At 71.9% G+C, this 26,304-nt stretch carries 24 protein-coding genes; 13 read left to right on the top strand and 11 right to left on the bottom strand.

Annotated features, from left to right (window positions below; genetic code table 11):
• Window positions 1–82 precede the first annotated feature (82 nt).
• The 6 genes from ITJ68_RS03160 to ITJ68_RS03185 all read left to right on the top strand — a co-directional run bounded on the left by ITJ68_RS03160 (window position 83) and on the right by ITJ68_RS03185 (window position 5,634).
• On the top strand, window positions 83–973 hold the full coding sequence (locus tag ITJ68_RS03160; RefSeq protein ID WP_194659868.1) for an SDR family oxidoreductase: 891 nt from the start codon (window positions 83–85) through the stop codon (window positions 971–973).
• A complete protein-coding gene (locus ITJ68_RS03165; RefSeq protein ID WP_416354631.1) occupies window positions 970–3,636 on the top strand; it encodes an ATP-dependent DNA ligase in 2,667 nt (888 codons plus the stop codon). The genes ITJ68_RS03160 and ITJ68_RS03165 overlap by 4 nt, the downstream gene beginning before the upstream one ends.
• Window positions 3,637–3,786: 150 nt before the next feature.
• Entirely contained in the window at window positions 3,787–3,939 is a 153-nt protein-coding gene (locus ITJ68_RS03170) for a hypothetical protein (protein WP_194659870.1), read from the top strand.
• Window positions 3,940–4,253: 314 nt separating this feature from the next.
• Window positions 4,254–4,727: a sigma-70 family RNA polymerase sigma factor gene (locus ITJ68_RS03175; protein WP_323743202.1), complete on the top strand. Its 474-nt coding sequence runs from the start codon at window positions 4,254–4,256 to the stop codon at window positions 4,725–4,727.
• Window positions 4,724–5,305 (top strand): hypothetical protein, encoded by a 582-nt coding sequence (locus ITJ68_RS03180; RefSeq protein WP_194659871.1) that lies wholly within the window; start codon window positions 4,724–4,726, stop codon window positions 5,303–5,305. Before ITJ68_RS03175 ends, ITJ68_RS03180 begins: the two co-directional genes overlap by 4 nt.
• Entirely contained in the window at window positions 5,302–5,634 is a 333-nt protein-coding gene (locus ITJ68_RS03185; RefSeq protein WP_194659872.1) for a hypothetical protein, read from the top strand. Before ITJ68_RS03180 ends, ITJ68_RS03185 begins: the two co-directional genes overlap by 4 nt.
• Window positions 5,635–5,681: 47 nt before the next feature.
• On the opposite strand, the gene ITJ68_RS03190 is transcribed toward ITJ68_RS03185, so the two are convergent.
• The 4 genes from ITJ68_RS03190 to ITJ68_RS03205 all read right to left on the bottom strand — a co-directional run bounded on the left by ITJ68_RS03190 (window position 5,682) and on the right by ITJ68_RS03205 (window position 10,227).
• The gene (locus tag ITJ68_RS03190; RefSeq protein ID WP_194659873.1) at window positions 5,682–5,861 is read right to left on the bottom strand and encodes a hypothetical protein; all 180 of its coding nucleotides are present in this window, start codon (window positions 5,859–5,861) and stop codon (window positions 5,682–5,684) included.
• A 10-nt stretch (window positions 5,862–5,871) separates the two neighbouring features.
• The gene (locus ITJ68_RS03195) at window positions 5,872–6,819 is read right to left on the bottom strand and encodes a sugar phosphate isomerase/epimerase family protein (protein ID WP_194659874.1); all 948 of its coding nucleotides are present in this window, start codon (window positions 6,817–6,819) and stop codon (window positions 5,872–5,874) included.
• A 223-nt stretch (window positions 6,820–7,042) separates the two neighbouring features.
• Complete coding sequence (locus ITJ68_RS03200; protein ID WP_194659875.1) at window positions 7,043–7,744, bottom strand: fumarylacetoacetate hydrolase family protein; 702 nt, start codon at window positions 7,742–7,744, stop codon at window positions 7,043–7,045.
• A 20-nt stretch (window positions 7,745–7,764) separates the two neighbouring features.
• Complete coding sequence (locus ITJ68_RS03205; RefSeq protein ID WP_194659876.1) at window positions 7,765–10,227, bottom strand: phosphoketolase; 2,463 nt, start codon at window positions 10,225–10,227, stop codon at window positions 7,765–7,767.
• Window positions 10,228–10,385: 158 nt separating this feature from the next.
• Between ITJ68_RS03205 and ITJ68_RS03210 the strand changes: the two genes are divergently transcribed.
• A complete protein-coding gene (locus tag ITJ68_RS03210) occupies window positions 10,386–11,063 on the top strand; it encodes a hypothetical protein (protein WP_194659877.1) in 678 nt (225 codons plus the stop codon).
• Window positions 11,064–11,555: 492 nt separating this feature from the next.
• Here ITJ68_RS03210 and ITJ68_RS03215 read toward each other — a convergent pair whose 3' ends face one another.
• Window positions 11,556–12,152: a DUF1992 domain-containing protein gene (locus tag ITJ68_RS03215; protein ID WP_194659878.1), complete on the bottom strand. Its 597-nt coding sequence runs from the start codon at window positions 12,150–12,152 to the stop codon at window positions 11,556–11,558.
• 119 nt (window positions 12,153–12,271) lie between these two features.
• Between ITJ68_RS03215 and ITJ68_RS03220 the strand changes: the two genes are divergently transcribed.
• Window positions 12,272–13,336: a sodium:calcium antiporter gene (locus tag ITJ68_RS03220; RefSeq protein ID WP_194659879.1), complete on the top strand. Its 1,065-nt coding sequence runs from the start codon at window positions 12,272–12,274 to the stop codon at window positions 13,334–13,336.
• Here the strand turns inward: ITJ68_RS03220 and ITJ68_RS03225 are convergent.
• On the bottom strand, window positions 13,295–15,184 hold the full coding sequence (locus tag ITJ68_RS03225; RefSeq protein ID WP_194659880.1) for a glycoside hydrolase family 15 protein: 1,890 nt from the start codon (window positions 15,182–15,184) through the stop codon (window positions 13,295–13,297). The two genes, ITJ68_RS03220 and ITJ68_RS03225, sit on opposite strands and share 42 nt — an antisense overlap.
• Before the next feature lie 488 nt (window positions 15,185–15,672).
• Here ITJ68_RS03225 and ITJ68_RS03230 point away from each other — a divergent pair, with 488 nt between their 5' ends.
• From ITJ68_RS03230 to ITJ68_RS03245, 4 genes are all read left to right on the top strand, one after another.
• Entirely contained in the window at window positions 15,673–16,839 is a 1,167-nt protein-coding gene (locus ITJ68_RS03230; protein WP_194659881.1) for an RtcB family protein, read from the top strand.
• A gap of 129 nt (window positions 16,840–16,968) precedes the next feature.
• Window positions 16,969–17,826, top strand: a complete 858-nt coding sequence (locus ITJ68_RS03235; RefSeq protein ID WP_194659882.1) for a DUF1206 domain-containing protein — start codon at window positions 16,969–16,971, stop codon at window positions 17,824–17,826.
• 523 nt (window positions 17,827–18,349) lie between these two features.
• Window positions 18,350–19,225, top strand: coding sequence for an SMP-30/gluconolactonase/LRE family protein (locus ITJ68_RS03240; protein WP_194659883.1), 876 nt, complete (start codon window positions 18,350–18,352; stop codon window positions 19,223–19,225).
• Window positions 19,226–19,334: 109 nt separating this feature from the next.
• A complete protein-coding gene (locus ITJ68_RS03245; protein ID WP_194659884.1) occupies window positions 19,335–20,408 on the top strand; it encodes an alpha/beta fold hydrolase in 1,074 nt (357 codons plus the stop codon).
• Between the two features lie 12 nt (window positions 20,409–20,420).
• Here ITJ68_RS03245 and ITJ68_RS03250 read toward each other — a convergent pair whose 3' ends face one another.
• The 5 genes from ITJ68_RS03250 to ITJ68_RS03270 all read right to left on the bottom strand — a co-directional run bounded on the left by ITJ68_RS03250 (window position 20,421) and on the right by ITJ68_RS03270 (window position 24,328).
• Window positions 20,421–21,614, bottom strand: a complete 1,194-nt coding sequence (locus tag ITJ68_RS03250) for an NAD(P)/FAD-dependent oxidoreductase (RefSeq protein WP_194659885.1) — start codon at window positions 21,612–21,614, stop codon at window positions 20,421–20,423.
• 10 nt (window positions 21,615–21,624) lie between these two features.
• Complete coding sequence (locus ITJ68_RS03255) at window positions 21,625–22,425, bottom strand: SDR family NAD(P)-dependent oxidoreductase (protein ID WP_194659886.1); 801 nt, start codon at window positions 22,423–22,425, stop codon at window positions 21,625–21,627.
• Between the two features lie 76 nt (window positions 22,426–22,501).
• A complete protein-coding gene (locus ITJ68_RS03260) occupies window positions 22,502–23,008 on the bottom strand; it encodes a Dps family protein (protein WP_194659887.1) in 507 nt (168 codons plus the stop codon).
• A 104-nt stretch (window positions 23,009–23,112) separates the two neighbouring features.
• Entirely contained in the window at window positions 23,113–23,625 is a 513-nt protein-coding gene (locus tag ITJ68_RS03265) for a MarR family winged helix-turn-helix transcriptional regulator (RefSeq protein ID WP_194659888.1), read from the bottom strand.
• Window positions 23,626–23,767: 142 nt separating this feature from the next.
• On the bottom strand, window positions 23,768–24,328 hold the full coding sequence (locus tag ITJ68_RS03270; RefSeq protein WP_194659889.1) for an NADPH-dependent FMN reductase: 561 nt from the start codon (window positions 24,326–24,328) through the stop codon (window positions 23,768–23,770).
• Window positions 24,329–24,469: 141 nt separating this feature from the next.
• Between ITJ68_RS03270 and ITJ68_RS03275 the strand changes: the two genes are divergently transcribed.
• Window positions 24,470–26,107 carry a glycoside hydrolase family 13 protein gene (locus ITJ68_RS03275; protein ID WP_194659890.1) on the top strand — a complete coding sequence of 546 codons (1,638 nt, stop codon included), beginning with the start codon at window positions 24,470–24,472 and terminating at the stop codon, window positions 26,105–26,107.
• Window positions 26,108–26,304: the final 197 nt, after the last annotated feature.

Consider the following 26,304-nt stretch of genomic DNA (forward strand, 5'->3'; position numbering starts at 1 on the left):
GATGCCCGTGTGCGCCCGGGAACGTCCGGGTGCAGGGCACGAGCCGAGCACGGACCGAGCGACCACCGAGCACGATGGGGCCATGAGCCAGCTGGACAAGGACGACCCGCGCACGCAGTACGCCCGCCCGCCGTTCCCCGCGCAGACGCAGCAGGGATCGGGCCGTGCCAGCGAGATGGACCCGCCGCCGGACCACGGCGAGACGAGCTACGTCGGCACGGGCCGGATGCGCGGGTACCGGGTGCTCGTGACGGGTGCCGACTCGGGCATCGGCCGCGCCGCCGCGATCGCGATGGCGAAGGAGGGCGCCGACGTCGCACTGAACGCGCTGCCCGAGGAGGTCGACGACCTGACCGAGGTCCGCGACCTGATCGGTGACCTCGGGCGCCGGGCGGTGATGCTGCCGGGGGACCTCACCGACGAGGCCTTCTGCCAGGAGCTCGTCCGGACGGCGGTGAGCGAACTCGGCGGGCTCGACGCGCTCGTGCTCGTCGCCGGCACCCAGCAGGTGCACGAGGACGTCACCCAGCAGTCGACCGAGGACTTCGACCGCACGATGAAGGTCAACCTCTACGCGATGTTCTGGCTGGTGCGCGAGGCCGTCCCGCACATGGCCCCCGGCAGCGCGATCGTCACGACGAGCTCGGTGTCCGCGTACCAGCCACAGGACCGGATGATCGACTACGCGGCGACGAAGGCCGCGATCATCACGTACACGAACGGCCTCGCCCGCCAGCTCGCGGCGAAGGGCATCCGCGCGAACACCGTCGTGCCGGGGCCCGTGTGGACGCCGCTGCAGCCGATCAGCTACCCGGGCGACGAGATCGCCGCGTACGGGCAGGACACCCCGTTCGGCCGTCCGGCGCAGCCCGTCGAGCTCGGCAGCGCGTACGTGTACCTCGCCGGACCGGAGTCCTCGTACACCTCCGGCACCACGCTGACGGTGGCGGGAGCGACCGGGGTCGCCCTGTGAGCCCCGAGGCGCGGACGGGACCCGAGGCGCGGACGGGGTCCGCCGCGCGGACAGGGTCCGCAGCGCGAACGGGGTCCGCCGCGCGGAAGACCACCGTGCTGGTCGGGGACCGCCGGCTCGCGCTGACGAACCTCGACAAGGTGCTCTACCCGGAGACCGGCACGACGAAGGGCCGGGTCGTCGAGTACTACGAGCGCGTCGCGCCGTGGATGATCCCGCACGTGAAGGACCGGCCGGTCACCAGGAAGCGCTGGGCGAACGGCGTCGACGGCAAGGTCTTCTTCGAGAAGAACCTGCCCGACTCCGCGCCCGACTGGGTCCGGCACCACACGATCGAGCACTCCGACCACGACAACGAGTACCCGATCGTCGACGACCTGCCGACGCTGGTGTGGATGGCGCAGCAGGCCGCGCTCGAGCTCCACGTGCCGCAGTGGCGGTTCGGCCCACGCGGCGGGAGGCAGGACCCGGACCGCCTGGTGCTGGACCTCGACCCGGGCGAGGGCGTCGGGCTCGCCGAGTGCGTCGAGGTGGCCGTGGCCGCACGCGAGATCCTGCACGGCATGGGCCTCGACCCGTACCCGGTGACGTCCGGCTCGAAGGGCATCCACCTCTACGCAGCCCTGGACGGCCGCGCGTCGACGGACCAGGTGTCCGAGGTGGCCCACGAGCTGGCCAGGGCACTCGAGCAGGACCTGCCCGACCTGGTGCTGTCGTCGATGAGCCGGGCGGAGCGGCGGGGCAAGGTCTTCGTCGACTGGTCGCAGAACAACGGCAACAAGACGACGATCGCGCCGTACTCCCTGCGCGGGCGCGAGCGTCCGACCGTCGCCGCGCCCCGCACCTGGGAGGAGCTCACCGAGAAGGGGCTCGCCCAGCTGACGCTGGACGAGGTGCTCGAACGCCTGCAGGACCACGGCGACCTCCTCCACCCGGTCGCCGCCGGCGCCCTCTCGGTCGGCCGACCGGACGCCGGCCACTGGGACAGCGACCGCACGCAGGCCGCCAATGACGCAGAACGCGAAGCGCGGACGGGAGGCGCGGCGAACGACCGCCTGACGACCTACCGTTCCAAGCGGGACGCGTCGAAGACCCCGGAGCCGGTCCCGCAGGACGCGCCGACGGTCCGGAAGGACGGCACCCCGACCTTCGTCATCCAGGAGCACCACGCCACCCGCGACCACTACGACTTCCGGCTGGAGCACGACGGCGTGCTCGTGAGCTGGGCGCTGCCGAAGGGGGAACCGACCGACCCGGGGAAGAACCACCTCGCCGTGATGACCGAGGACCACCCGCTCGAGTACGGCACCTTCGAGGGCACGATCCCGCACGACGAGTACGGCGGGGGCACCGTGACCCTCTGGGACGACGGCACCTACGACCTCGAGAAGTGGCGCGAGGGCGAGGAGGTCATCGTGACGCTGCACGGCCGGACGAACGGGAACCGGCGGCTCGCGCTCCTGCACACCCGCGGGCGCGGGAAGGGCCGGGAGGGCGACGAGAAGAACTGGCTCATCCACCGGACGAAGGACCAGCCCGACCCCGGGGCGGACGGCACCCGATCGGAGGATGCGGGGCGAGCCTCCCGTCCGGCAGCCGGCGGCGGACGCACGACGCCCGGCGGGGGCCGCACGACGCCCGGCGGGGGCCGCACGACGCACGACGGGGGCGGTCCGCGCATCGCCCGAGCGGCCGAGGCCGACACCGACCCGGTCGAACGTCGGACGATGCAGGCGACGCTCGCCACGGGAGCGCCGACGCTCGACCCGGCGGACTGGGCGTTCGAGATGAAGTGGGACGGCGTCCGGGCGCTCGCGACGGTCCGCGACGGGGTGGTCTCGCTGCGCAGCCGGAACGGCAACGACCTGACGGCGCAGTACCCGGAGCTCGCGGAACTCGGGGAGCGGGCCGGGGTCGACGGTGTCTTCGACGGCGAGGTCGTCGCGCTCGACGACCGTGGCCGACCGTCCTTCCAGCTCCTGCAGAACCGGATGGGGCTCACGAAGAAGCGCGAGGTGGCGGCGGCACGTGCGCAGACGCCCGTGCGGTTCCTGCTGTTCGACGTGCTCGAGGCCGACGGGCACGAGCTGACCCGTCTCGGGTACGAGCACCGACGGCAGGCCCTCGAGACGGTCATCGACGCGGGCGGTGCGATCGAGGTGCCGCCGGCGTACGACGGTGACCTCGCGCGGGCCCTGGCGGACTCGGCGGAACGTGGACTCGAGGGCGTCGTCGCGAAGAAGCGCTCCTCGCGGTACGCGGAGGGACGACGGTCCGAGGCGTGGCTCAAGCTCAAGCACCACGCGACGCAGGAGGTCGTCGTGGCCGGGTGGAAGCCCGGCAGCGGGCGGCGCGAGGGCGGCATCGGGTCGCTGCTGCTCGGCATCCCCGGACCCGACGGCCTGCGCTACGTCGGCAAGGTGGGCACCGGGTTCCGCGACCGGGACCTCGACGAGATCGCCGACGTGCTCGGTCCCCTGGCACGGCAGGACTCACCGTTCCTCGACGTGCCGCGACCCGACGCGCGGGACGCCCGATGGGTGGACCCCGAGCGCGTGGGGGAGGTCCAGTTCGCGGAGTGGACAGCCGACGGGCGGCTCCGGCAGCCGTCGTGGCGGGGTTGGCGTCCGGACAAGGCCCCGGGGGACGTCGTCCTGGAGTGATCCCGTCCACGTTCCGCATGCGTCCGCATGAGGTCCGCTGGAGGCGAACTTCCGTCCCCCGATCAGCGGGCCCACGGGGGACGATTCCCCTGCTCGTGCCGGGATGCCGCGGACCGGCTGTTACGTTCGCGGGACGAAAGGGGGTGCGGGATGACCAGCAACTACCTGCCACCGTTCTCCGCAGCGGAGCGTGTCGACCAGACCGAGGACGATGCACCCGAGGGACCGGCACACCCGGCTCCGGCGGACACCGACCACGAGGCGACCTACGCGGACTTCCTGGGCGACCAGGTCGAGGACTGACACCGCATCGCCCACCCGGCCGACGGCCGGGCTCCGGGCGGGGCGGCCCGTGCGCCGGATCAGGGGACGCACGGACCGCCACGAAGCGCCGTGACCGGCCGTTCAGGGCGACCGGCCACGGCGCGCTCGACCCCGTCGGCGTGCAGAGCCGACGGGAGGCCCACAGAACAAGACGTCCCGAGGACGGCGTTCGTCACGCCGCGCCCCGAGATCCACCCGGAGGACTTCCCCTGACTGAGGACCAACCGCTCTCCGCCCTGTCGGACGCGTCGCTCGTCGAACGGTCTGCCGACGGCGACGCCCAGGCCTTCGGCGTGCTCATCCGCCGGTACGGCCCGCTCATGCGCGCCTACGCCGCGCGGATCCTCGGACACGGCGACGGCGAGGCCGACGACGCGGTCCAGGAGGCAGCACTCCAGGCCTGGCAGCGCATCGACCGGGTGGAGGACCCCGACCGCGTGCGCTCCTGGCTGTTCCGGATCGCGGCGAACAAGGCGCTCGACCGCCTCCGACGGCGGCACCCGCACCTCGACCTCGAGGCGGTGCCCGACCGTGCGGACGACCGACCCGTCGACGAGGTGGTCGTCGCACGCATGCAGGTCGACGCCCTCGCGCGGGTGGTCCGAGACCTGCCGGACGCGCAGCGAGCAGTGTGGGTCCTGCGGGAGATCGGCGGGTCGTCCTACGCGGACATCGCCGAGCAGACCGGGCTCACCGTCACCGCTGTCCGGGGACTGCTCGCCCGGGCCCGTCAGGCCGTGATGACGCAGATGGAGGGGTGGCGATGAACGACGACGACGTCGACGACCGCCACGGTGCCTTCACCCTCGACGAGCTCGCCGACTACCTGGACTCCGGCCGGGACCCGGTACGACCCGAGAGCGAGGCGGACGCCGACGCGAGTGCGGCGCTCCGGCGACTCGAACGGCTGCGCGAGGCCTCGGCCGATCTGCTCGACGCCGACGTCCGCGCCGCCGGCACTGCCGACGAGGACTGGATCGCGCGCGTCCTGGCGAGCATCAGGACGACGGCGCACGCCGGCCGGGACATCCCCGTGCCCGACGACGACCCGACGTCACACCTCGTCGTGACCGAGGGTGCTGTCCGCGGGCTCGTCCGGGCACTCGGCGACGGCATGCCGGGCGTCCTCGTCCGCAGGACCCGGTTCACCGGCGACGTCACCACGGCGGGCGCCGCGATCGACGTCGAGGTCATCATCGCCCTGGCGGCCGATGTGCCGCTGCGGGAGCGGGCCGACGCGCTGCGGGAGACCGTCGCCGCGGCCCTGCACGAGCACGCGCCGTTCACGGTCGCGTCGCTCACCGTCCGCGTCGCCGACGTCCTGACCCCTGGGGAGCACGCATGACCACCACGGACACCAGGGCCCTGTCACGCCTGGCGACGGAAGCGGTCCTCGCGGTCCCCGGCGTCCGGTCGGTGGTGCTGCCCGGGCCGAGCCTGGCCGTCCTGGTGCGCGACGTCCGGTCGGTGCTGGACCTGCCGCGGGACGGCGGTGCGGTCCTGGTCGAGGACCGCACCACGGGGCTGCGCGTCCGGGTGGTCGTCACGGTGGACGCCGGTGTCTCGGCGCTGACCACGCTGCGGTCGGTCCGGGACGCACTCGGGGTCTGCATCGAGCACGCCACCGCGACCCGGCCGGACGACGTCACGGTGCGGGTGGTCGAGATCGTCTGACGGACCGCTGACCCCAGCCGCGCGTCGCCGGGCCGGCGCCCGTGGGCTCAGGCGGCGGGGGCGCCGTCGTCCGCGGCAGCGCCGCCGTCGGTCGCGGGGAGGTCCTCACCGATCATGCCGTCGTCCTCGGTGTCGACGACGTCGGCCGCGGCGGCCTTCGCGTCGTCGATGGTGTCCTGCGACTTCCGCAGCAGGTCGTCGTTGCCGGTGGGTGCTGTCTCGCTCATGGGCCCGACGCTACGCGGGAGCGCCTGAGCCGGTCTCCCGCCGCGGTCGGTGCGCGGGCTCGTAGTCGACCGCGGAGGTCGGCGCCGGGGACGTCGGCATGACCGGGGCGGGCGGGGCACCGTACGCGTCGGCAGCGTCGAGCACGGCCCGGGTCGCGGCGGCCGCGGTGCGGAGCGCGTCGGCGATGGGGAGCGCCCGGTGCGCCGGGGTCCGGACCTCGACCCCCCACGGCTCGTCGAACCCGAGGTCACGGACCGTCCGGATGAACCCCGGGATGTCCCACGCGCCAGCACCGGGCAGGTACCGCCCGAGCCGGGACTCGTCGGCCAGGGTCATGCCGTTCGGGGTGTCCATCAGACCGTCGCTGAGCTCGACCGCCGCCAGCGTCGACGGCGCCAGCCCGTGGCGGATCGACGCCAGGGTCGAACCGCCCCGCAGGGCGTGCATCGCGTCGAGCAGCAGCCCGCCGTTCGGGTGCCCCGCGGTCGCGACGAACCGTGAGGCCCGCTCCACCGTCGGCAGGTTGGACCACGGCTCGGGTTCGAGCACGAGCTGCGCACCGACGCCCCGGGTCTGCTCCGCGAGCACCACCCAGTCGTCGAGCATCGCCGCGGGGGAGACCCCGGGCAGGCTCACGTCGGCGCGGGCCACGACCTGCCAGGCACGGAGGGTCGCTGCGGCCTCGAGCAGGACACCGCGGTCCGCGTCCACCGCCGTGGTGCGGCTCGGGCACGTCCACCAGGTGCTGAGGGTGCCGAGCTGCACCCAGACGATGCCGGCATCGTCGAGCATCCGCCGGAGCCGGTGGAGACCGATGGTCGCGCGGACCTCGTGCACGTCGTCGAGGGCGAGCGAGATGCCGGAGAAGCCGGCGGCACCGACGGCGCGGACACGCTCGTCGATCGGTTCGTCGCCGTCCCACGTCCAGGACGTCGCCAGCAGGTCGTGTTCCAGCACGGTGCACCTCCGTGTCCACGGTCGCACGACGGCGGTGTCGAGCGTCCCCGGCCCGCTTCCCTGTCAGCGGACCACGACGACGCGTTGCGACGACGCCGTCTGGCACCGTGCTACTCGCTGCTGCTCCGCACCGGCTCACAGCCGCGCACCGACTGCGTCATCTGGTCACGATCCGCGCACCGCAGGACGGCCGGGAGGCTCGGTGCACGTCCGGCGCGCACCGTCAGGTCAGCGACGGTGCCGGTCCCAGCGTCGTCCGCACGGTCCCGACGCCCTCGACCGTCCCGACGAGCACCGACCCGGGAGCGACCACACCGACACCGTCGGGGGTCCCCGTCATCACGAGGTCACCCGGCTCCAGGCGCACGGCCCGGGACAGCTCGGCGAGGACCTCGGCCACGGACCAGATCTGGTCCGCCAGGTCCCCGTGCTGGCGGCGCTCGCCGTCGACGGTGAGCGCGATCGTGCCGTGCGTCGGGTCGACGTCGGCGGCAGGGACGAGCGTGCCGATCGGTGCCGAGGCGTCGAACCCCTTCGCCATGTCCCACGGCCGACCCAGTCGCTTGGCCTCGGCCTGCAGGTCCCGCCGGGTCAGGTCGAGGCCGACGCCGTACCCCCAGACGTGGTCGAGCGCATCGTCGACGGGGATGTCCGCGCCGCCGACACCGACCGCCACGACGAGCTCGACCTCGTGTTCGAGCCGCTCGGTCATCGGCGGGTACGGAGTCCCCGCGTCGTCCGTGACGACCGCGTCGGCCGGCTTCGTGAAGAAGAACGGCGGCTCACGATCGGGGTCGTGGCCCATCTCGCGCGCATGCGCCGCATAGTTCCGTCCGACGCAGAACACACGGCGCACGGGGAACCGCCCGCCCGTCGTCGTCGGGACGGAGGGCGTTGCCGGGGCCGGGATCACGAGGTCGGTCACGACCCCAGCGTGGCACGGGCCTACTGACCCGGTGCGGCGCTCTCCGTCTCACCCTCGCCCGGGTCGCCGCCGGTCCCGCCCTCGGCGGGCTCGTCCTGCGGCCACCCCGCGAACTGCCACGCGCCGACCGAGGGGTGGTCCTCGCCCTTCGAGTAGGCGTACGCACGGGCGGCGTCACGTGCCTCGGACAGCTTCCCGAGCATCTCGGCGAACCGGTCGGACCCGTCGGCCACCCGCGTCAGCGCGTCGTGCGCGAGTGCGAAGCGGTCCATCTCGTTCCGGATGAGCATGTCGAACGGCGACGTCGTCGTGCCGCGCTCGAGGAACCCGTGCACGTGCAGGTCGTCGTGGCCGTGGCGGCGGTAGGTGAGCTGGTGGACGAGCGACGGGTACCCGTGGAACGCGAACACCGCGGGTGTCCCGGGGAGGAACAGCTCGTCGTAGCGCTCGTCGGAGACGGGGTGCTCGTGCTTGCGGGGGTCCCCGAGCGAGAGCAGGTCCACGACGTTCACCACGCGGACGCCCACCTCGGGCGCGTGGGTGCGGATGATGTCGGCGGCCGCGACGGTCTCCACGGTGGGGACGTCCCCGGCGCTGACCAGGACGACGTCCGCGTGCCCGACCGTCTGCTCGGTGCCGGCCCAGTCCCAGACGCCCAGGCCGGCGTCCGCGTGGGCGACGGCGTCCTCGAGCGACAGGAACACCGGCTCGGGGTGCTTGCCGGCGACGATGACCTCGATGCGGTTCGTCGTCTCGAGCGCGTGCGCCGTCACCGCGAGCAGGGTGTTCGCGTCGGCGGGGAGCTTGATCCGCACGAGGTCCTGCTGCTTCGAGGCGACGACGTCCAGGAAGCCCGGGTCCTGGTGCGAGAACCCGTTGTGGTCCTGCCGCCAGACGTGCGACGAGAGCAGGATCGTCAGGTTCGACACCGGCGCACGCCAGTCGATGTCGGTCGAGGACTCGAGCCACTTGGCGTGCTGGCCGACCATCGAGTCGATGATGTGCGCGAAGGCCTCGTACGTGTTGATGATCCCGTGGCGACCGCTCAGGACGTAGCCCTCGAGCAGGCCCTCGAGCACGTGCTCGGACAGGATCTCGGTGACCCGACCGGTCGGCGCGATGTGCTCGTCGTCGGGGGAGTTCGCCGCCCGCCAGACACGGGAGGTGACGTCGAACACCGCGTCGAGCTTGTTGGAGACGGTCTCGTCGGGGCCGAACAGCCGGAACGTCGAGGGGTTCTGGGCCATCAGCGCCGCCAGCCAGGGGCCGAGCGTGCCGGTGGAGGAGGCGTCCTCACCGGCGGGGACGCCGTACGGTGCGAGGTCAGGTCGCTGCAGCGCCGTGCGGATCCGGCCGCCGTTGGCGTGGGGCGTCGCGCTCATCCGCTTGTCGCCGACGGGGCGGATCGCCTCGAGCAGCCCCGTGCCGGTGCCGTCCTCGGTGAAGAGCTCCGACGGTCGGTAGGACTCCATCCACGCCTGCAGCTGGGCGCGGTGTCCGTCGTCCTCGCGGACCGCGGGCAGCGGCACCTGGTGGGCGCGGAAGGTGCCCTCGACCTTCTCGCCGTCGACCTCCTTCGGACCGGTCCAGCCCTTCGGGGTCTTCAAGACGATCATCGGCCAGCGCGGGCGGAGGTCGGTCGCACCGGCCATCTCGCCGGCGGCGGCGCGCGCGGCCTGGGCGCGGGCGGCGGCCTGGATGTCGTCGATGGATGCCAGCGCCCGGCGCAGGGCCCCGTCGAACAGGGCGTGCACGGCGAAGGGGTCGTCGTCGACGCGGGAGGAGTCCACGATGATCGGGTCGTAGCCGAGCCCGCGGAAGTACGCGGTGAGGTCCTCGGTGGGGATGCGTGCGAGCACCGTCGGGTTCGCGATCTTCCACCCGTTGAGGTTGAGGATCGGCAGCACGGCGCCGTCGGCCACGGGGTCGAGGAACGTGTGGGCCTGCCACGACGCGGACAGCGGCCCGGTCTCGGCCTCGCCGTCTCCGACGACGCAGGTCACGACGAGGTCGGGGTTGTCGAGCGCGGCACCGTACGCGTGCGCGAGGGAGTAGCCGAGCTCGCCGCCCTCGTTGATCGACCCGGGCGTCTCCGGGGCCGCGTGCGAGGGGAAGCCGCCGGGGAACGAGAACTGCTTGAAGAACTGCTGCAGCGTGGTGCCCGGGTAGAGCTCCTGCCAGGTGCCCTCGAGCCACGCGTTCGCGTTCATCGCGGGGCCACCGTGCCCGGGGCCGCAGATGTAGAGCATGTCCCGGTCGGTCGACGTGATCAGCGCGTTGCAGTGCGCGTACACGAGGTTCAGCGCGGGCGACGTGCCCCAGTGCCCGAGGAGCCGCGGCTTGATGTCGTCCGGGGTGATCGGGTGTTCCAACAACGGGTCGTCGAGCAGGTAGATCTGCCCGACGGTGAGGTAGTTCGCGGCGCGCCACCACGCGTCGATCGCGCGGATTCGGTCAGTCGTGGGGAGGTGCTCGGGGGCCATGACCCCACGGTACGGACCTCGCCGCAGGACGGTTCCAGAAACTCGTCCAATCCGTTCGGGGAGGGGTACCGAATCATCAGCACAGGGCAAACGCCCAGAGCACTTCCCGGCCTCGTCCGGCCAGGACTCGATCAACTCACAGAAGAGGAACGAACACCATGCGCAAGATCACCAAGACCACGGTCTCCCTCGCCGCCGCTGGCGCGATCATCCTCACCGGTGCCGGGTTCGGCGTCTCCGCCGCGCAGGCCACCCCCACGATCCACACGGTCGCCTCGTCCTCCTCCAAGATCCCCGCCCCCGTCGCGTCGGTCCCCGAGGTCCTCGGCGGCGACACCTCCGTCGCCCTCGACAAGGGCTTCACCGACGCCCTCACCTCCCTGGGGCTCACCCCCGGTGTCTCCGGCACCGCGAAGCTCGCCGACGGCGCCGTGTCGTTCCCGATCACCGCCGGGTCGGTCACGTACTGGAGCCCGGACGGCAACTACCGCCCCTACGTGCAGGGCCTGCTGAACCACGACGACTCGGGTCTGACCCTGAAGGCCGGCGACACGACCGTCACGCTGGAGAACTTCGTCGTGAACCCCGGCTCCTCCAAGCTCTACGGCGACGTCCTCGTCAACGGTGAGGTCGCAGCCCCGAACGCGTACCTGTTCTCCCTCCACGGTGGTTCGCTGAAGGCCCTGCAGCTCGAGGGTGACAACGCGATCCTGACCGGCACCACCGTCCACGTCTCCGCCGACGCCGCGAAGCTGCTCAACAGCACCTTCAAGACCGACGCCGTCAAGGCAGGCCTCCTCGTCGGGACCGCGACGATCACCGCCCAGATCAAGTAACACCCCGCACCACAGCACCACCACACGAGAACGCCGCCCCGATCACGGGGGCGGCGTTCTCTGCGTTGCGCGGGAGTTCCGGCGTCACGGGCGCATCCGATGCTGGTTCCCCTCCGCGGCGGTGACGAATCCGGTCGTCTCCGCCCGAGATCCCCGAACCAGATCCGTCATCCCGCAGCACGGGAACCCGTTCGGCACGCGGTCGTTCCCCTGGCGCGTTTGATGGGAAGCGGAAATGCGCGTCGAAGGTCGGAACGAACGACCCCCTACGCGCGGAACAACCTGCCGTGCGCGGAACGACCTACAACGCGCGGAACGACCCATGACGCACGCGATGGGAAGTGGAAACGCGCGTCGGAGGTCGGAACGAACGACCCCCTACGCGCGGAACAACCTGCCGCGCGCGAAACGGCCTGCAACGCGTGGAACGACCTACAACGCGCGGAACGACCCGCCGAGCCGGAGCGCCACGCGCCGGGAGCGCCAGCAGCGTCAGGAGCGGCGGCGCCACCAGCGACGCGGACGGGCGTCAGCCAGCGCTTGCTCCGCAGCGCGAGCGGCCGAGGCCATCCGGACCTCCCGACGCTCCCGCCAAGCCCGCACCTCGGAGTCGACGTCCCGCATCGGCGTCACGACGGGCGGCCCGCCGAGGAGCTGGCGGCGGGCCTCCTTCACCCGGGCGTTGAAGTCCACGAGGACGTCCCGGACGTCGGACTCCACTGAGAGTGCGTCCAGGTGGTCGTCGAGCTCGGCGTCCTCGGTCCGCAGGGCCAGTGCGGGCGGGGCGATCCCGCGGATGTCCTCGCGCTCGATCTTCGACTTGATCCACCAGTCGGGGTCGTGCTGGCCGTCGAGTCCGGGCAGGGGCTTGCCGTGGTACGGGTTGCCCTCGAAGACACCGCGCCGCTCCGCTTCCTCGATCTGGGCCCGTGCGTGGGCGGCCACGTCGGCGGCCTTGAGCAGCCGACGTTCCTCACGCACCTCGTCCGGGTCGAGCGACCCGCGTTCGATCTCGCTCTCGACGAGCTGCTGGTAGCGGTAGCGGGCGGCCCTCCTGAGCCGGTCCATCCGTGCGTCGACGTCGTTCATCGTCAGACCATGATGCCCCGCCCGTCCGACGGCGCACCCAGGCCGCACGCCCCGGACACCCTCGTCGCCAGCGGTCCTCCCGAGAACCTCCACGGCCGCGGTGGTCCACGGTCGGGTGCATGGACTCACTGCCCCTCTGGTTGCTCGTCGTGGTCTTCGTGGCCGGCGCGGCCGTGATCTGGGTCGCCGGCATCCAGCTCTCGAAGACGACCGACGTGCTCGACGCCCGCCTGCACCTCGGCAGCGCACTCGGCGGCCTCATCGTGCTGGCCGTCGCCACGAACCTGCCCGAGATCGCCATCACCGTCAGCGCCGGGCTCTCCGGGTCGATCGAGGTCGCAGCCGGCAACATCCTCGGCGGCATCGCCCTGCAGACCGTCGTCATCGCCGTCCTCGACGCGTTCGGCAAGCGCGGGAAGGGCGTCAAGCCGATCACCTACCGCGCGGCCTCGCTGACCCTGGTGCTCGAGGCGGTCGTGGTCGTCGCGGTCCTCGGCGTCGTGATCGCCGGCAGTCAGCTTCCGCCGGACCTCGTCGTCGCCCGGTTGACGCCGGACGTCGTCCTCATCGCGGCGATCTGGCTCGTCGGGCTGTTCCTGGTGCAGCGCGCGAGCAAGGGCCTGCCGTGGCACGAGAGCGGACACGCGCCCGACGCCAGCCCGCACGCCGCGGGGCACCGCACCCGCAAGCCGGACGCGTCGAAGCCGATGAGCACGAAGAAGGCCGCGGTCGTCTTCGCGGTGTCCGCCCTCGCCACCCTGGTCGCCGGTGTCGTGCTCGAGCAGGCCGGGGACGCGGCGTCCAGCAAGATCGGGCTCTCCGGCGTGCTGTTCGGCGCGACCGTCCTGGCCCTGGCGACGAGCCTGCCGGAGATCTCCACGGGCCTCCAGGCCGTGAAGCAGGGCGACGACAACCTGGCGGTCTCCGACATCTTCGGCGGCAACGCCTTCCTGCCGGTGCTGTTCCTCGTCGCCACCCTGCTGTCCGGCAAGGCGGTGCTGCCGCAGGCCAACGCCAGCGACGTGTACCTGACCGCCCTGGCGGCCGTGCTGACGCTCGTCTACGCGGTCGGACTGGTGTTCCGGCCTCAGCGACGGATCGCGGGGATGGGCGTCGACTCGTTCGTCGTCGTCCTGCTCTACCTACTCGGCGTCGCGGGCCTCGTCGCCATCAGCATCGGCTGACCCGGAACCGGAACCGGAACCTGAACCGGACTCCGCCCCGGACACCTCCTCGATCGTCAACGCCGCCTGGATGAGCGCCAGGTGCGACAGCCCCTGCGGGATGTTGCCCATGAAGGCCCCGTCCTCGGCGCTGAGCATCTCGCTGAACAGCCCGACGTCGTTCGCCTGCGCGACCATGTCGTCCATCAGGCTGTGTGCGTCGTCGACCCGTCCGACGCAGGCCAGCGCGGCTGCGAGCCAGAACGAGCACGCGACGAACGGCGACTCCTCGACGTCCATGCCCGAGTACCGGTAGACGAGCGGCCCCTGCTGCAGCTGCTCCTCGATCGCCCGGATCGTCGACTCCATGCGCGGGCCCCGGTCGAAGGCGCTCATCGCGTGCAGCAGGATCGAGGTGTCGAGCGCGTCGGTGCCCGGGTACATCACGTAGTGGCCGAGCTCCTCGTTCCACCCGTTCTCGGACACCCAGTCCTCGATGAGCTCGCGGTTCTCGATCCACTTCTCGCGCGGGCCGTCGATCATGCCGGCGTCGTGCAGCTCCACGGCCGCGTCGAGTGCCTGCCAGCAGCCGATCTTGCTCGTGACGTAGTGCTGCGTGTCCTCGAGCTCCCACATGCCCGAGTCCGCCTCCGGCCAGCGGTGGCACGCGTCGTCGGCGAGGTCCTGGAGCACCGCCGCGGACTTGCGGTCGAGGACGTTGCCGGCCCGGACGTACTGCCGGAGGATCTCGAAGACGTCGCCCCAGACGCCGAGCTGCAGCTGGTTGCCGGCACGGTTGCCGATCGTGACGGGGCCGATGCCGTTCCACCCGGGCACGTCGCGCTCCTCGACGTCGTCGGTCTTCGAGCCGTCGAGCGCGTAGAAGATCGGCATGGTCTCGTCGTGCTCGGCGATCGTGCGCATCATCCAGGACACCGCGGCGTGGGTCTCCTCGCGCAGGCCGAAGCGCGTCAGGGCGTGCACCGTGTACGACAGGTCGCGCACCCAGGCGAACCGGTAGTCCCAGTTCTTCCCGCCACGGCGGTCCTCGGGCAGGCTCGTCGTCGGCGCCGCGGCGATCGCCCCGGTGGGGGAGAAGATGAGCAACTTCAGCGCGAGGGCGCTCCGCTGCACGGCCTCGGCCCACGGTCCGTCGTAGCTGAACTCCTCCGACCACGACTTCCAGTTCGCGATCGTCCGGTCCATCGCGGCGAGCGCGCTCTCCGGTCGCGGCATGAAGATCGGTTCGTCGTGCGTGCCGACGATGGAGAGGATGTGCTTCGAGCCCTCCTCGGCGTCGAACCTGCCCGAGAAGCGGGGCCCGTCGTCGTGCACCGGGTCGAAGCCGTGCTCGACGATGGCGATGGTGACGCCGTCGATTCCGATGACGGTGCCGTTCGCCGTGTCGAGGCGCTTCGGCTCCGCGGTGTTGAGGAGCGTGCCGGGCACGACCGCCCACTCCATCTCGACGGTGCCGTCGACGCCCTGCACGCAGCGCGCGACCTCGGCCCACGGCAGCCGTCCGGCGACACCGGTGACCATGGCGTCCGTCACGGTGACGGTGCCAGACGACGTGGTCCACGTGGTGACCAGGACGTTCGTCCCAGCGATGTACTCGCGGGAGACGGTGGCGTCGTCGGCGACGGGGCGCAGGGCCACGTGTCCGCCGTGCTCGGCGTCGACGATGCTCGCGAAGACGGGCGGCGAGTCCATCGACGGGATCGGCAGCCAGTCGATGCGGCCGTCGCGGGCGATGAGCGCCACGGTCCGGCCGTCCCCGATCGCGCCGTACGAGCGCAGGGGCACGTACCCGTCGGTGCGCTCCTCGTTGTCGGAGGCGTCCGGTGTGTCTCGCGTGCGTTCAGGCATGTGTCCATGCTGCCCGGATGCCCTGCGGGTGAGCAGCCCGCGGCGTACCCCGCCTGCCGGAGCCGAGCCGGGCCTCCAGGCCGTTCACCGGAGCCGGGTTGTGCATCCCGGGCGTGTCGCGCTAGTGTCGCTCTCCTGCCCGCCCTGGGCAGGCCCTGCCAGCGGCAGGACACCGGAAGGACCGCGCATGCGCGCCGTGCAGTATCCCGAACAGCGGATCGAGCTCCAGCTCGATGCGCTCGCGGTGCTGCCCGAAGAGCGCAGCACGCAGCAGTCCACCGGCAACCCCGCGTAGGCACGACCGTCACACGACGCCCCCGTGCCCACCCGGCCCGGGGCGTCGCTCGCCGTCCTCCTCGCGTCCGTCACGGACGCCGCGTCCGTCACGGACCCCGCGTCCGTCAGGACGCTCGGTCCACACCGGACAGGAGGCCCGGCACGGTTCCGCCTCGGACCGTCACCCTGAAGAGACGAGACGAGGAGAAGCAATGCAGAAGATCACCGGCCGGCTGCTGTCCTGGGCGTCGCTGCTCGAGGAGAACACGGAGCAGCAGGCCCGCACCACCGCGGCGATGCCCTTCGTGTTCCCGCACGTGGCCCTGATGCCGGACGCCCACCTGGGCCTCGGCGCGACCGTGGGGTCCGTCATCCCCACGCTCGGCGCCGTGATGCCCGCAGCCGTGGGCGTCGACATCGGCTGCGGCATGATCGCCGTGCGCACGCAGTTCACCCGCGCCGAGCTGCCGGAGGACCTGCAGCCCCTCCGCGAGCAGATCGAGCGCGCGATCCCGCTGTCCGCGGGCGCCACGAACCGGAAGGTCGTCGCGACGGCCGCACCACGGATCGCGGAGCTCGAGACGATGGCCGAGGCCGCCGGGTTCGACCCGGCCGCCGCGCTGCAGGGCTGGCGGAACCAGCTCGGGACCCTCGGGTCCGGCAACCACTTCATCGAGGTGAGCGTCGACGAGGAGGACCGGGTCTGGCTGTTCCTGCACTCCGGGTCGCGCGGGGTCGGGAACAAGATCGCCCAGCGCCACATCGCCGTCGCCAAGGCCGCGATGCAGCGGTGGTGGATCGAGCTGGCGGACCCCGACCTGGCGTACCTGGTCGAGGGCACGCCCGAGTTCGACCGGTACATCGCCGAGCTCCGGTGGGCGCAGCACTTCGCCCTGCTGAACCGCGAGGAGATGATGGACCGCGTCGTCCGGCAGCTCTCCGAGGTGATGGGGCAGCCCGTCGACGAGCGCGAGCGGATCAACTGCCACCACAACTTCACGCAGCGCGAGGAGCACTGGGGGAAGTCGGTGTGGGTGTCCCGCAAGGGTGCGATCCAGGCGCGGACCGGGCAGCTCGGGCTGATCCCCGGGTCGATGGGCACGGCGTCGTACGTCGTCGAGGGGCGGGGGAACAAGCCCTCGCTGGAGTCCTCGCCGCACGGGGCCGGTCGGATGTACTCGCGGTCGGCCGCGCGCCGGACGTTCACGCACGACCAGCTCCGTGCCGCGATGGTCGGGATCGAGTACCGCGACACGGACGCGTTCCTCGACGAGATCCCGGCGGCCTACAAGCCGATCGATCAGGTGATGGAGGACGCCCGTGACCTCGTCACGATCCGGCACACGCTGCGCCAGGTCGTCAACGTGAAGGGCGACTGACGGGCTGTCGGACTGGAGGCGCGGTGCGGCCCGCACCGCGCCTCCAGTCGCCTCCAGTCCTGCCCGTGTCTCCTGTGCACACCGGGGCGCGCCGGACATCCGCAGCCGCGTCGGGCAGTGTGGTCCCCCGTGAACACCAGCGCTGAAGCCACTGCCCGCGAGACCGGACGACAGGCGCGCCGCGTGGCGGACAGCCGCTGGTTCGAACTCACCGCCCGCGCCGGGTTCGTCGGCAGCGGCGTGGTCCACCTGCTCATCGGGTACCTGGCGATCCTGCTCGGCATCGGGAACGCGGCCGCCGGCAGTGGGTCCCAGGGCTCACAGTCCGGCGAGACCGACCAGTCCGGAGCACTCGCGCAGATCGCGGCCGTCCCCGGCGGGATCGTGCTGCTCTGGGTCGTGGCCGTCGGCACCGCGGCGCTCTGCCTGCGCCTGGTCATCGAGGCCGTCGTCGGTGGCCGCACCGACAGCGCCCGTGCCTGGTTGGCGCGCGCGAAGAACGCCGCGAAGGCCGTCGTCTACGGGGCCATCGCGTACTCCGCCGGGTCGTTCGCGCTCGGGGCGGGCAAGAGCTCGAGCGGTTCCACCCGGAGCGCCGCCGCGAAGACCCTGGCCACCCCGGGCGGCGTGTTCCTGCTGCTCCTCGTCGCTGCCGTCGCGGTCGCCATCGGCATCGGCCTCGTGGTGATCGGCATCCGGCGCTCCTACCGGAAGCAGCTCGTGACGCCGCCGCGCTCGGTCGAGCCGACCCTCACCGTGCTGGCGGTCGCGGGATACGTCGCGAAGGGCATCGCGGTCACGATCGTCGGCGTGCTCGTCGCCGTCGCGGCCTTCCGGAGCGACCCCGACCAGGCGACCGGACTCGACGGGGCCTTCGACGCCCTGCGGTCGATGCCCGGCGGGTCGGTCGTGCTCGTCGTGGTCGGCATCGGGTTCCTGGCCTTCGGCGCCTACAGCTTCCTGCGCGCGAAGTACGCGAAGATCTGACGCTTCCCGGGCGGGTTCGTCGGGTGCCGCCTGCCCGCGCGCCCGCCCGCCGAGCGGTTACGACACCCCGCTCACGTCCGGCGAACGGTCCGCGACACCCCGCTCACGCCCGCCGAGCGGTCGCGACACCCCGCTCACGTCCGGCGAACGGTCACCAACCGTCGTTCCGACGGCCGCGGTGCGACGGGTTGCGCCCACTCGGCGACCACCCGACGGGGTGTCGTGACCACTCGTGGGGCATCTCGACGACCGCCCGACGGGGTGTCGTGACCACTCGTGGGGCATCTCGACGACCACCCGACGGGGTGTCGTGACCACTCGTGGGGCATCGGGAAGGCACCCGGCTCCGGACGACGGATCTCGTCGGGGACATTGACGGATCCGGCTGGCTCGGCCCGGGTTTCCCGAACCGGATCCGTCACCGCGGAGAACGGGAACGGACTCCCCGCCGCGAGGGCCCTCGGAAGCCGACCTGCCACAGGGGCTGAACGTGGTGTGTGGTGGCCCGCGGTAGACCGGGACCATGACGACGAGCGCCACCAGCGGACCGGCCCACCTGTTCTCCGACGCGGGCGCCGTCCTCGCGGAGAGCATCGTGTGGGACCCCGACCAGCACGTCCTGCGCTGGACCGACATCACCCTCGGCACGCTGAACACCGCCGACGCGTCGGGCTCCCCGCTGAGCGCCGTCCCGCTGCCCCCGCCGCTGGCGTCCTTCCAGCCCAGGGCCCAGGGCGGTTTCGTCGCGGCTCTCGGGGACACGGTCGTCGTCACGGACGCCGACGGTGGGGACCCGCGGACCATCGCCCACGTCGAGCACGCGCACGCCGGCATCCGCTTCAACGAGGGCAAGTGCGACCCCTTCGGCCGCTTCCTGGTCGGCAGTATGAACCTGACGACGGGGGAGCCCGACGGCGCGCTGTACTCGGTCGAGCCCGACGGCACGACCCGACTGCTCCGTGGGGGCTTCGGCACGACGAACGGCTTCGAGTGGTCCCCGGTGGGTGACCTGATGTACGTCACGGACACGAGCACCTCGACGATCTACCGCGGGACGTACGGCCCCGACGGGGAGCTCGGTGAGCTGGAGCCCTTCGTCGTGGGCGCTCCCCACGACGGGCTGGTGCGCGACGACGAGGGCTGCTTCTGGAGTGCGAGCTACGGCGAGGGGCACATCGAGCGGTACGACGCCTCGGGGGCACACCTGGAGACCGTCGACGTCCCCGCGCCGAACGTCACCTCCGTGGCCTTCGGTGGGGACGACATGTCGACGCTCTTCGTGGCGACCGCCCGCGAGAACCTGACCGAGGAGCAGCTCGAGGAGCACCCGCACTCCGGCGGCGTCTTCGCGGTGCCGACCCGCGTGCACGGCGTCCCGGCGTTCGCCTTCGGTGGCTGAGCCCGCGGTCGCCGCCGGCTGCGCCTGCGCAGGCTGACAGCCGCACACCTCGGAGTGCCGGACCCCTGACGGTAGTCTGGGCGACCGCCTGCCATCCGAGGAGACCCACGTGAACGAGGAGCACCCGCGCCACGCCGACGCCCTGGAGCACACGGAGAGCGCCGACGTCGTGGTCAAGGTCGACCGCGTCCCCGTCGACGGCACGAACGTCCGCGTGAGCTCCATCGGCGACGTGGGCAAGCGCCCGTTCCTGCTCGTCGCGGGTCTGGGGATCGCGTCGACGTACTACGAGCGCCTCGCGCCCAACCTCGAGGAGTTCGGCCCCGTCCGCGCCCTCGACCTGCCGGGTTTCGCGGGCGTGCCGAAGTTCCGCGGCACGGTCTCGATCGAGCGCTACGCCGATGCCGTGGAGCGCGTGATCGAGGAGCTCGGACTCGACAACCCGGTGCTCGTCGGCCACTCCATGGGCACGCAGGTCGTCACCGAGGTCGCCGCGCGCCACCCGGAGCTCACCGACCTGGTCCTGATCAGTCCCGTCGTCGACTCGAAGGCCCGCACGGTCAGCGAGTCCGCCGTGCGGTTCCTCCGCTCAGCGCTCCACGAACCCTCGGCCGTCCGCTTCCACGCCGTCACCGCGTACGCGCTCTGCGGCTGGCACTGGTTCCGCAAGGTGCTGCCGAAGATGATCGCGTTCCCGATCGAGGAGCGCGCCCCGCACGTGCAGGCCCGCGTCCTCATCGTCCGCGGGGAGCACGACGCGATGGTCCCGCGCGACTGGGTCCGACGCCTCGCCCGGGTCTTCCCGCACGCGGTCCTCCGCGAGGTCGTCGGCGGAGCGCACTCGGTCATGCACGCGCAGGCCGACGTCGTCGCGCGCCTGGCAGTCGCCCACGTGAAGGGCGAGCTGACGGACCGCGGGGTGTCATCGCTGCAGCGCGTCCGCGATGACTCGACGAAGACGGACTTGGCCCGACTCGGCCCCGGCGACGCCTGGCTCGTCGTCCGTGCCCGCTTCAAGGAGCTGTTCGGCATGGCGAAGGGCGACGACGAGGTCCTCGAGGCCGGCAAGTCCGCCCATGCACTCGCGATGGCCGACGACGCCGACGCCCCGGTCGACCCGGACGTCCGCCACGAGGTCGTCGAGGCCGTCGCGCCGGAGCTGAACCGGCGCGACGACCACTGACCGCCAGTCTCGTCAGGCCGTGATGCGGCCCGGCAGCATGTCGGGCGTGATCGCGTTCGCCTCGGCGAGCACCTTGCGGGCCTCGTCGGTCTTGTCCGACACGTTCCAGAGCAGCACGCCACGCACGGTGTCGTCGTCGTCCAGGTAGTAGACGACGCCGGTGACGGTGGGGTCCTGCCAGTCCTCGACGGTGCGCAGGTCGGCCGAGACGGTCCCGACGGCCTCGTAGCCCATGTCGAACACGTTCGAGTAGTACATCGGCGTGTGGTCGTACGTCTCGTCGGCGTCGGCGAGGTTGCGGCCCGCCTGGCGCCCCTGCTGCTGCGCGTTGTCGACGTGCTCGACCCGGCGGGTGCCGAGGATCCGGTCGGGGTACCGTGCGACGTCACCCGCGGCGAACACGGCGGGGTCGTCGGTGACGAGCGTCGAGGACACGACGATGCCGTCGTCCACCGTGAGACCGGCGTCCGCGGCGAGACCGGTCACGGGTTCGATCCCGAGGCCGACGACGACCGCGTCGGCCTCGACCTCGGAGCCGTCGTCGAGCGTCAGGGTGACGCCGTCGGCGGTCTGCGAGCCCTCGGTCACGCGGCGGCCGGTCCGGAGCTCGACGCCGTGGTCGACGAAGCGCTGCTGGAACGCCCGGGCCAGGTCGTCGGGGAACATCGCGCCGCCGACCACCTCGTCCGGGTCGACCAGGGTGACGCGGGCGCCGGTCTGCACGACGCCCGCGGCGATCTCGGTGCCGATGTAGCCGCCACCGACGACGACCACGTGCACGCCGGCGTCGGCCAGGGTGCGGAGGCGTCGGTAGTCGGCCGCGCTGCGGTAATCGAGCACGCGGTCGGACGGCTCGAGTCCGGGCAGGCCGCGGGGCTTGCCGCCGGTGGCGATGAGCAGCTGCTCGTAGCCGTGGGTGGCACCGTCGGCGGTGGTGACGGTCTTGGTCGCACGGTCGATCGAGACGACCCTGGTGCCGAGCAGGAACTCCGCGCCGGTCTCCTCCGTGTGCAGGTCGACCTTCTCGTCCCAGCTGAAGTCCGGGTCGGTCCAGAGCTTCTTGGACAGGGCGGGACGGGCGTACGGGCGGTCGACGTCCTCGCTGAGGACCCCGATCGTGCCGTCGGTGTCGAGTTCGCGGACGCCGCGGGCGGCCGCGTCGGCGACCATCCCGCCGCCGACGATCAGGTAGCGGTAGTCGGTCATGGTGTCCCTGTCAGATCGTGGCGACCGAGCCGGAGTCGACCCGGTAGTTGGAGCCGTTGACGAAGCTGGCGAGCTCGGAGCACAGGAACGCGACGACGTTCGCGACCTCTTCCGGCTCCCCGCGGCGCTTCAGCTCCATGTACGGACGCTCCTCGTCGAGGAAGCTCTCGATGGCCTCGTCGAAGCTGCTGCCGACCTGCTCGGCACGCTTCTTCATCATCGTGTCGGTCATCGGCGTGTGGATGAAGGCGGGACTGACGGTGTTGACGAGCAGCCCCTCCTTCGCGTAGCTGCGCGACAGGCCCTTCGCGAACGAGAGCACCCCGGCCTTGGCGGCGCAGTAGGGGAGCTCGTCGTCGTACGGCTGCGACGCGTCCTCGGAGACGAGGTAGACGATGCGACCCCAGCCGCCGTTCCGCAGGTCGGCGATGAACTCGCGCGTGATGCGCACCGGACCCATCAGGTCGACGTCGAGGGTCTCGGCCCAGCCGGCCTCGTCGATCTCGTGGAACATCCCCTGCGCACCGGTCACGCCGGAGGACTGCACGAGGATGTCGATCTCGCCGACGGCGTCCCGCACCTGCTCGTGCAGCGACGCCAGGCTCTCGGCACTGCGCACGTCAGCGGCGAAGGCGTGGAGCTTGCCGACCGGTGCCTCGAGCTGGTCGGCCGAGTTGTCGAGTCGTGCCTGGTCGATGTCGGTCACGACCACCGTGGCGCCCTCCGCGAGGAGGATGCGGGCGGTGTTCCAGCCGATGCCGGAGTCGCCGCCGAACACGAGTGCGGTCTTGCCCTGGATGCCGAGGTCCACGTCGGTTCCTTCCTGGTTCAACGAAGGACCGCGCGGCGCGAGTGCGCCGCGCGGTCACCTGCTGGTGGTGCTGGTGTCACGCGTGCGCGGAGGCCTCGGCGGTCTGCGAGGTCACCGCTGCGGCGAGGGGGGTGCGGGGAGCGCGGTTCTCGGCGCTGACCATCCAGGCGAGCTGCTCGAGGCGCTCGATGAAGCCGTGGAGCAGGTCGGCGGTCGTCGGGTCTTCTTCGTCGACCTCGTCGTGCACGTCACGCATGGTGCCGGTCGCCTGGTACAGACGGAGCGTGATCTGGTCGATCGCGTCGTGCGTGGTGATCTCCCCGTCGGGGAACGCGTCGAGGTGGCTGCCGGCGGCGACGGTCGCCGAGCGGCCGTCGGGGACCAGGTACAGCGCGCGCATGCGCTCGGCCGTGTCGTCGGCGAACTCGCGGGCGGCGTCGACGATCTCGTCGAGCTGCAGGTGCAGGTCGCGGAAGTTCGTGCCGAGGATGTTCCAGTGAGCCTGCTTGCCCTGGAGGTGCAGGTCGATGAGGTCCACGAGGACCGCCTGGAGGTTCTTGGCCATCTTGTCCGATGCGTGCATGGTGGTGGCTCCTTTCGCTTCGGTTGACCTCTCTGGTCTACGCGCTGCGAGCGCCACCGTTCACAGTGCGCAGTGAGGGAGTGTCCCCCGCGCACGCGTGGACGTCAGTGCGACGGAGCGGGGTCGACCTGGTCGACGGCGTCGCGCATGTGCTCGAGGAAGAACGCCACCGTGCGGGCGTCCTCGAGCGAGAGCCCCTCGGCGATCGACATCATGCGGCGGTGCATGGTGCCGAGCGTGGCGCGGACCTCGTCGTCGCTCGCGGTCGTCGGGGTGATGACCAGGGCTCGGCGGTCGGTGGGGTGCTTGTCGCGGCGGACGTGGTTGCTCTTCACGAGGCGGTCGATGAGGATCGTCGTCGACGCCGAAGAGATCTTCAGGTACGCGGCGAGGTCCTTCGGGCTGACCTGGCGGCCGGCGCGCTGGGCCTGCAGCAGGTACCGCACGGCCAGCAGGTCGGTCTCGCCCATGCCCATCGAGTCACGGGTCCGCCGACGCATCGCGGTCTCGGCGGCACGGTACCGACGCAGGGCGTTCAGCACGGCGACTCCGCGCTGCGTCGCGTCGTCGTCGGGGAACCAGTACCCGGACGCCTCCGCGGTCTCCTGCAAGGACATGCCGATCAGGGTAACCCGTCTCGTTGCTAGGACGTCTAGCGAACACACGGGTGGTGCTGACCGTTGCTCAGGACGGACACACCGGACGGGAGGCTCCCCACCAGCTGGTGGGGAGCCTCCCGTCCGGTGTCGGTGCGGCAGACTACGCGGCCGCTGCGGGCTCCTGGGCGGCCTCTGCGAGCGCGGTCAGCGCGCCCTGGACGAGCTCGGTGACCTCGGCGTCCTCGCGCGGGTGGGTCTCCGCGAACCGGACGACCGACTGCGGGATGGCGACCTTGACGTCCTCGAGCACCTTCGCGCCCGCGATGCCGGCGACCTTGCGGGCGTCGTCGTGCGCCCAGACGCCGCCGTACTGGCCGAACGCGGAACCGATGACGGCGACGGGCTTGCCGGACAGGGGCGAGGCGCCGAACGGCCGCGAGGCCCAGTCGAGCGCGTTCTTCAGCACGGCCGGGATCGTGCCGTTGTACTCCGGCGTGACGAGCAGGACGCCGTCGGTCTCGGCGAGCGCCTGCCGGAACGCGACCGCTGCGGCGGGCGGGGTGTCCCCGTCGATGTCCTCGTTGTAGAAGGGCAGGTCGACGATGCCCTCGTACACGGTGGGCGTGGTGCCCTCCGGGGCGTGGTGGATCGCGGCTTCGGCGAGCTTGCGATTGATGGAGCCGGCGCGGAGGCTGCCGACGAGGACGAGGACGTTCGTCATGGGGACCCTTTCGTGGTCGAGCGTGGTCGTTCGTCGACGTCGTTGTCGGGTCTGATTGTTTCACCGACAACCAACCGGTTCGTGCGACGCCGTGTTCCCGACCCTCGGAACAGGGTGTGTCGTCGTCGGTAGCGTGCAGGGGTGACCGGATCCAGGACCCCAGCCAGCACCCCCGCCACCCCCGACGCCGACTGGTGGCGTCAGGCCGTCGTCTACCAGGTGTACCCGCGGAGCTTCGCCGACTCGAACGGCGACGGACTCGGTGACGTCGCCGGCATCACGAGCCGGGTGCCCTACCTCGCCGAACTCGGGGTGGACGCGATCTGGCTCTCCCCGTTCTTCCCGTCGCCCCTCGCCGACGGCGGCTACGACGTGGCGGACTACCGCGACGTCGACCCCCGGCTCGGCACGCTCGAGGACGCCGACGCGCTCATCGCCGCGGCGCACGCGCACGACATCCGGGTGATCGTGGACGTGGTGCCGAACCACACCTCGGACGAGCACGAGTGGTTCCGCGCCGCGCTCGCCGCCGGACCGGGGTCCCCCGAGCGGGCCCGCTACGTGTTCCGCGAGGGTGCCGGCGCCGACGGGGAGCTCCCGCCGAGCGACTGGGTGGCGAACTTCGGCGGCAGCGCCTGGACCCGCGTGCCCGACGGCCAGTGGTACCTGCACCTGTTCGCGCCGGAGCAGCCCGACCTCGACTGGACGAACCCCGAGGTGCACGCCGACTTCGAGCACACCCTCCGCTTCTGGTCCGACCGGGGCGTCGACGGCTTCCGTGTCGACGTCGCCCACGGGCTCGCCAAGGACCTGTCGGAGCCGTACCGCCCCTCGAACGAGCAGGCGCTGCCCCTCGACGGCTCGGACCCGCTCTACGACCGCGACGAGGTGCACGAGATCTTCGCGGGATGGCGACGTGTGCTCGACGAGTACGACCCGCCGCGCGCCGCGATCGCCGAGGCCTGGGCACCCGCGCCCCGTCGCGTCCTCTACGCCCGGCCGACCGAGCTCGGGCAGGCCTTCAACTTCGACCTGCTTGAGGCCCCGTTCGACCCGACCGCCTTCCGGACGATCATCGAGCGCAACCTCGCCATGTCCGAGGAGTCCGGCGCGTCGAGCACGTGGGTGCTCTCGAACCACGACGTCGTCCGCCACGCCACCCGGTACGGGCTGCCCGACGACACGGACACCGACGCGTGGCTGATGACCGACGGCACCACGCCCCCGCTCGACCGCGACCACGGGCTGCACCGGGCCCGGGCGGCCTCGCTGCTGCTGTTCGCGCTGCCCGGCTCGACGTACACCTACCAGGGCGAGGAGCTCGGGCTGCACGAGGCCGCAGCCATCCCGCGCGAGCTGCTGCAGGACCCGAAGTGGATCCGCTCGGGGCACACCGTCAAGGGGCGCGACGGCTGCCGCGTGCCGATCCCGTGGACCGTCGACGGCCCGTCGTTCGGGTTCGGCGACGTGCCGCCGCAACTGCCCCAGCCGGAGGACTTCGGCGCGTCGAGCGTCGAGGCCCTCGCAGACGACCCGACCTCGACGCTGTCCCTGTACCGCGCGGCCTTCGCGACGCGTCGGCAGCTGCAGCGCGGCGAGCACCTCACGTGGCTGGACACCCCGGCGCACGTCGTCGGGTTCGCCCGGCACGACGGGTGGCGGTCGTACACGAACTTCGGCACGTCGCCGGTGCCGCTCCCCGAGGGACAGGTGCTGCTGGCGTCCGGGCCGCTGACGGACGGGATGCTGCCCGGCGAGACGACGGTGTGGGTGGGGTAGCGCTGGGCTGATCGCTGCGGGGTCCATCCCTCCACAGCCAGGAGGCTCGGGGCCGGGCTCCACAGATGAACCCGGCCCCGCCGTGTGGTCGCGGCCCGGTCGCGAGCATCGGTGGCATGACATCACCAGCGAAACCACCACCACCTCCTGCACGACCCGCTCCGCCGGTCCGGCCGCGTCGGTCGGCCCCGCGCGGC

The sequence above is a fragment of the Curtobacterium sp. VKM Ac-1395 genome, assembly GCF_015350975.1.
Classification (GTDB): domain Bacteria; phylum Actinomycetota; class Actinomycetes; order Actinomycetales; family Microbacteriaceae; genus Curtobacterium.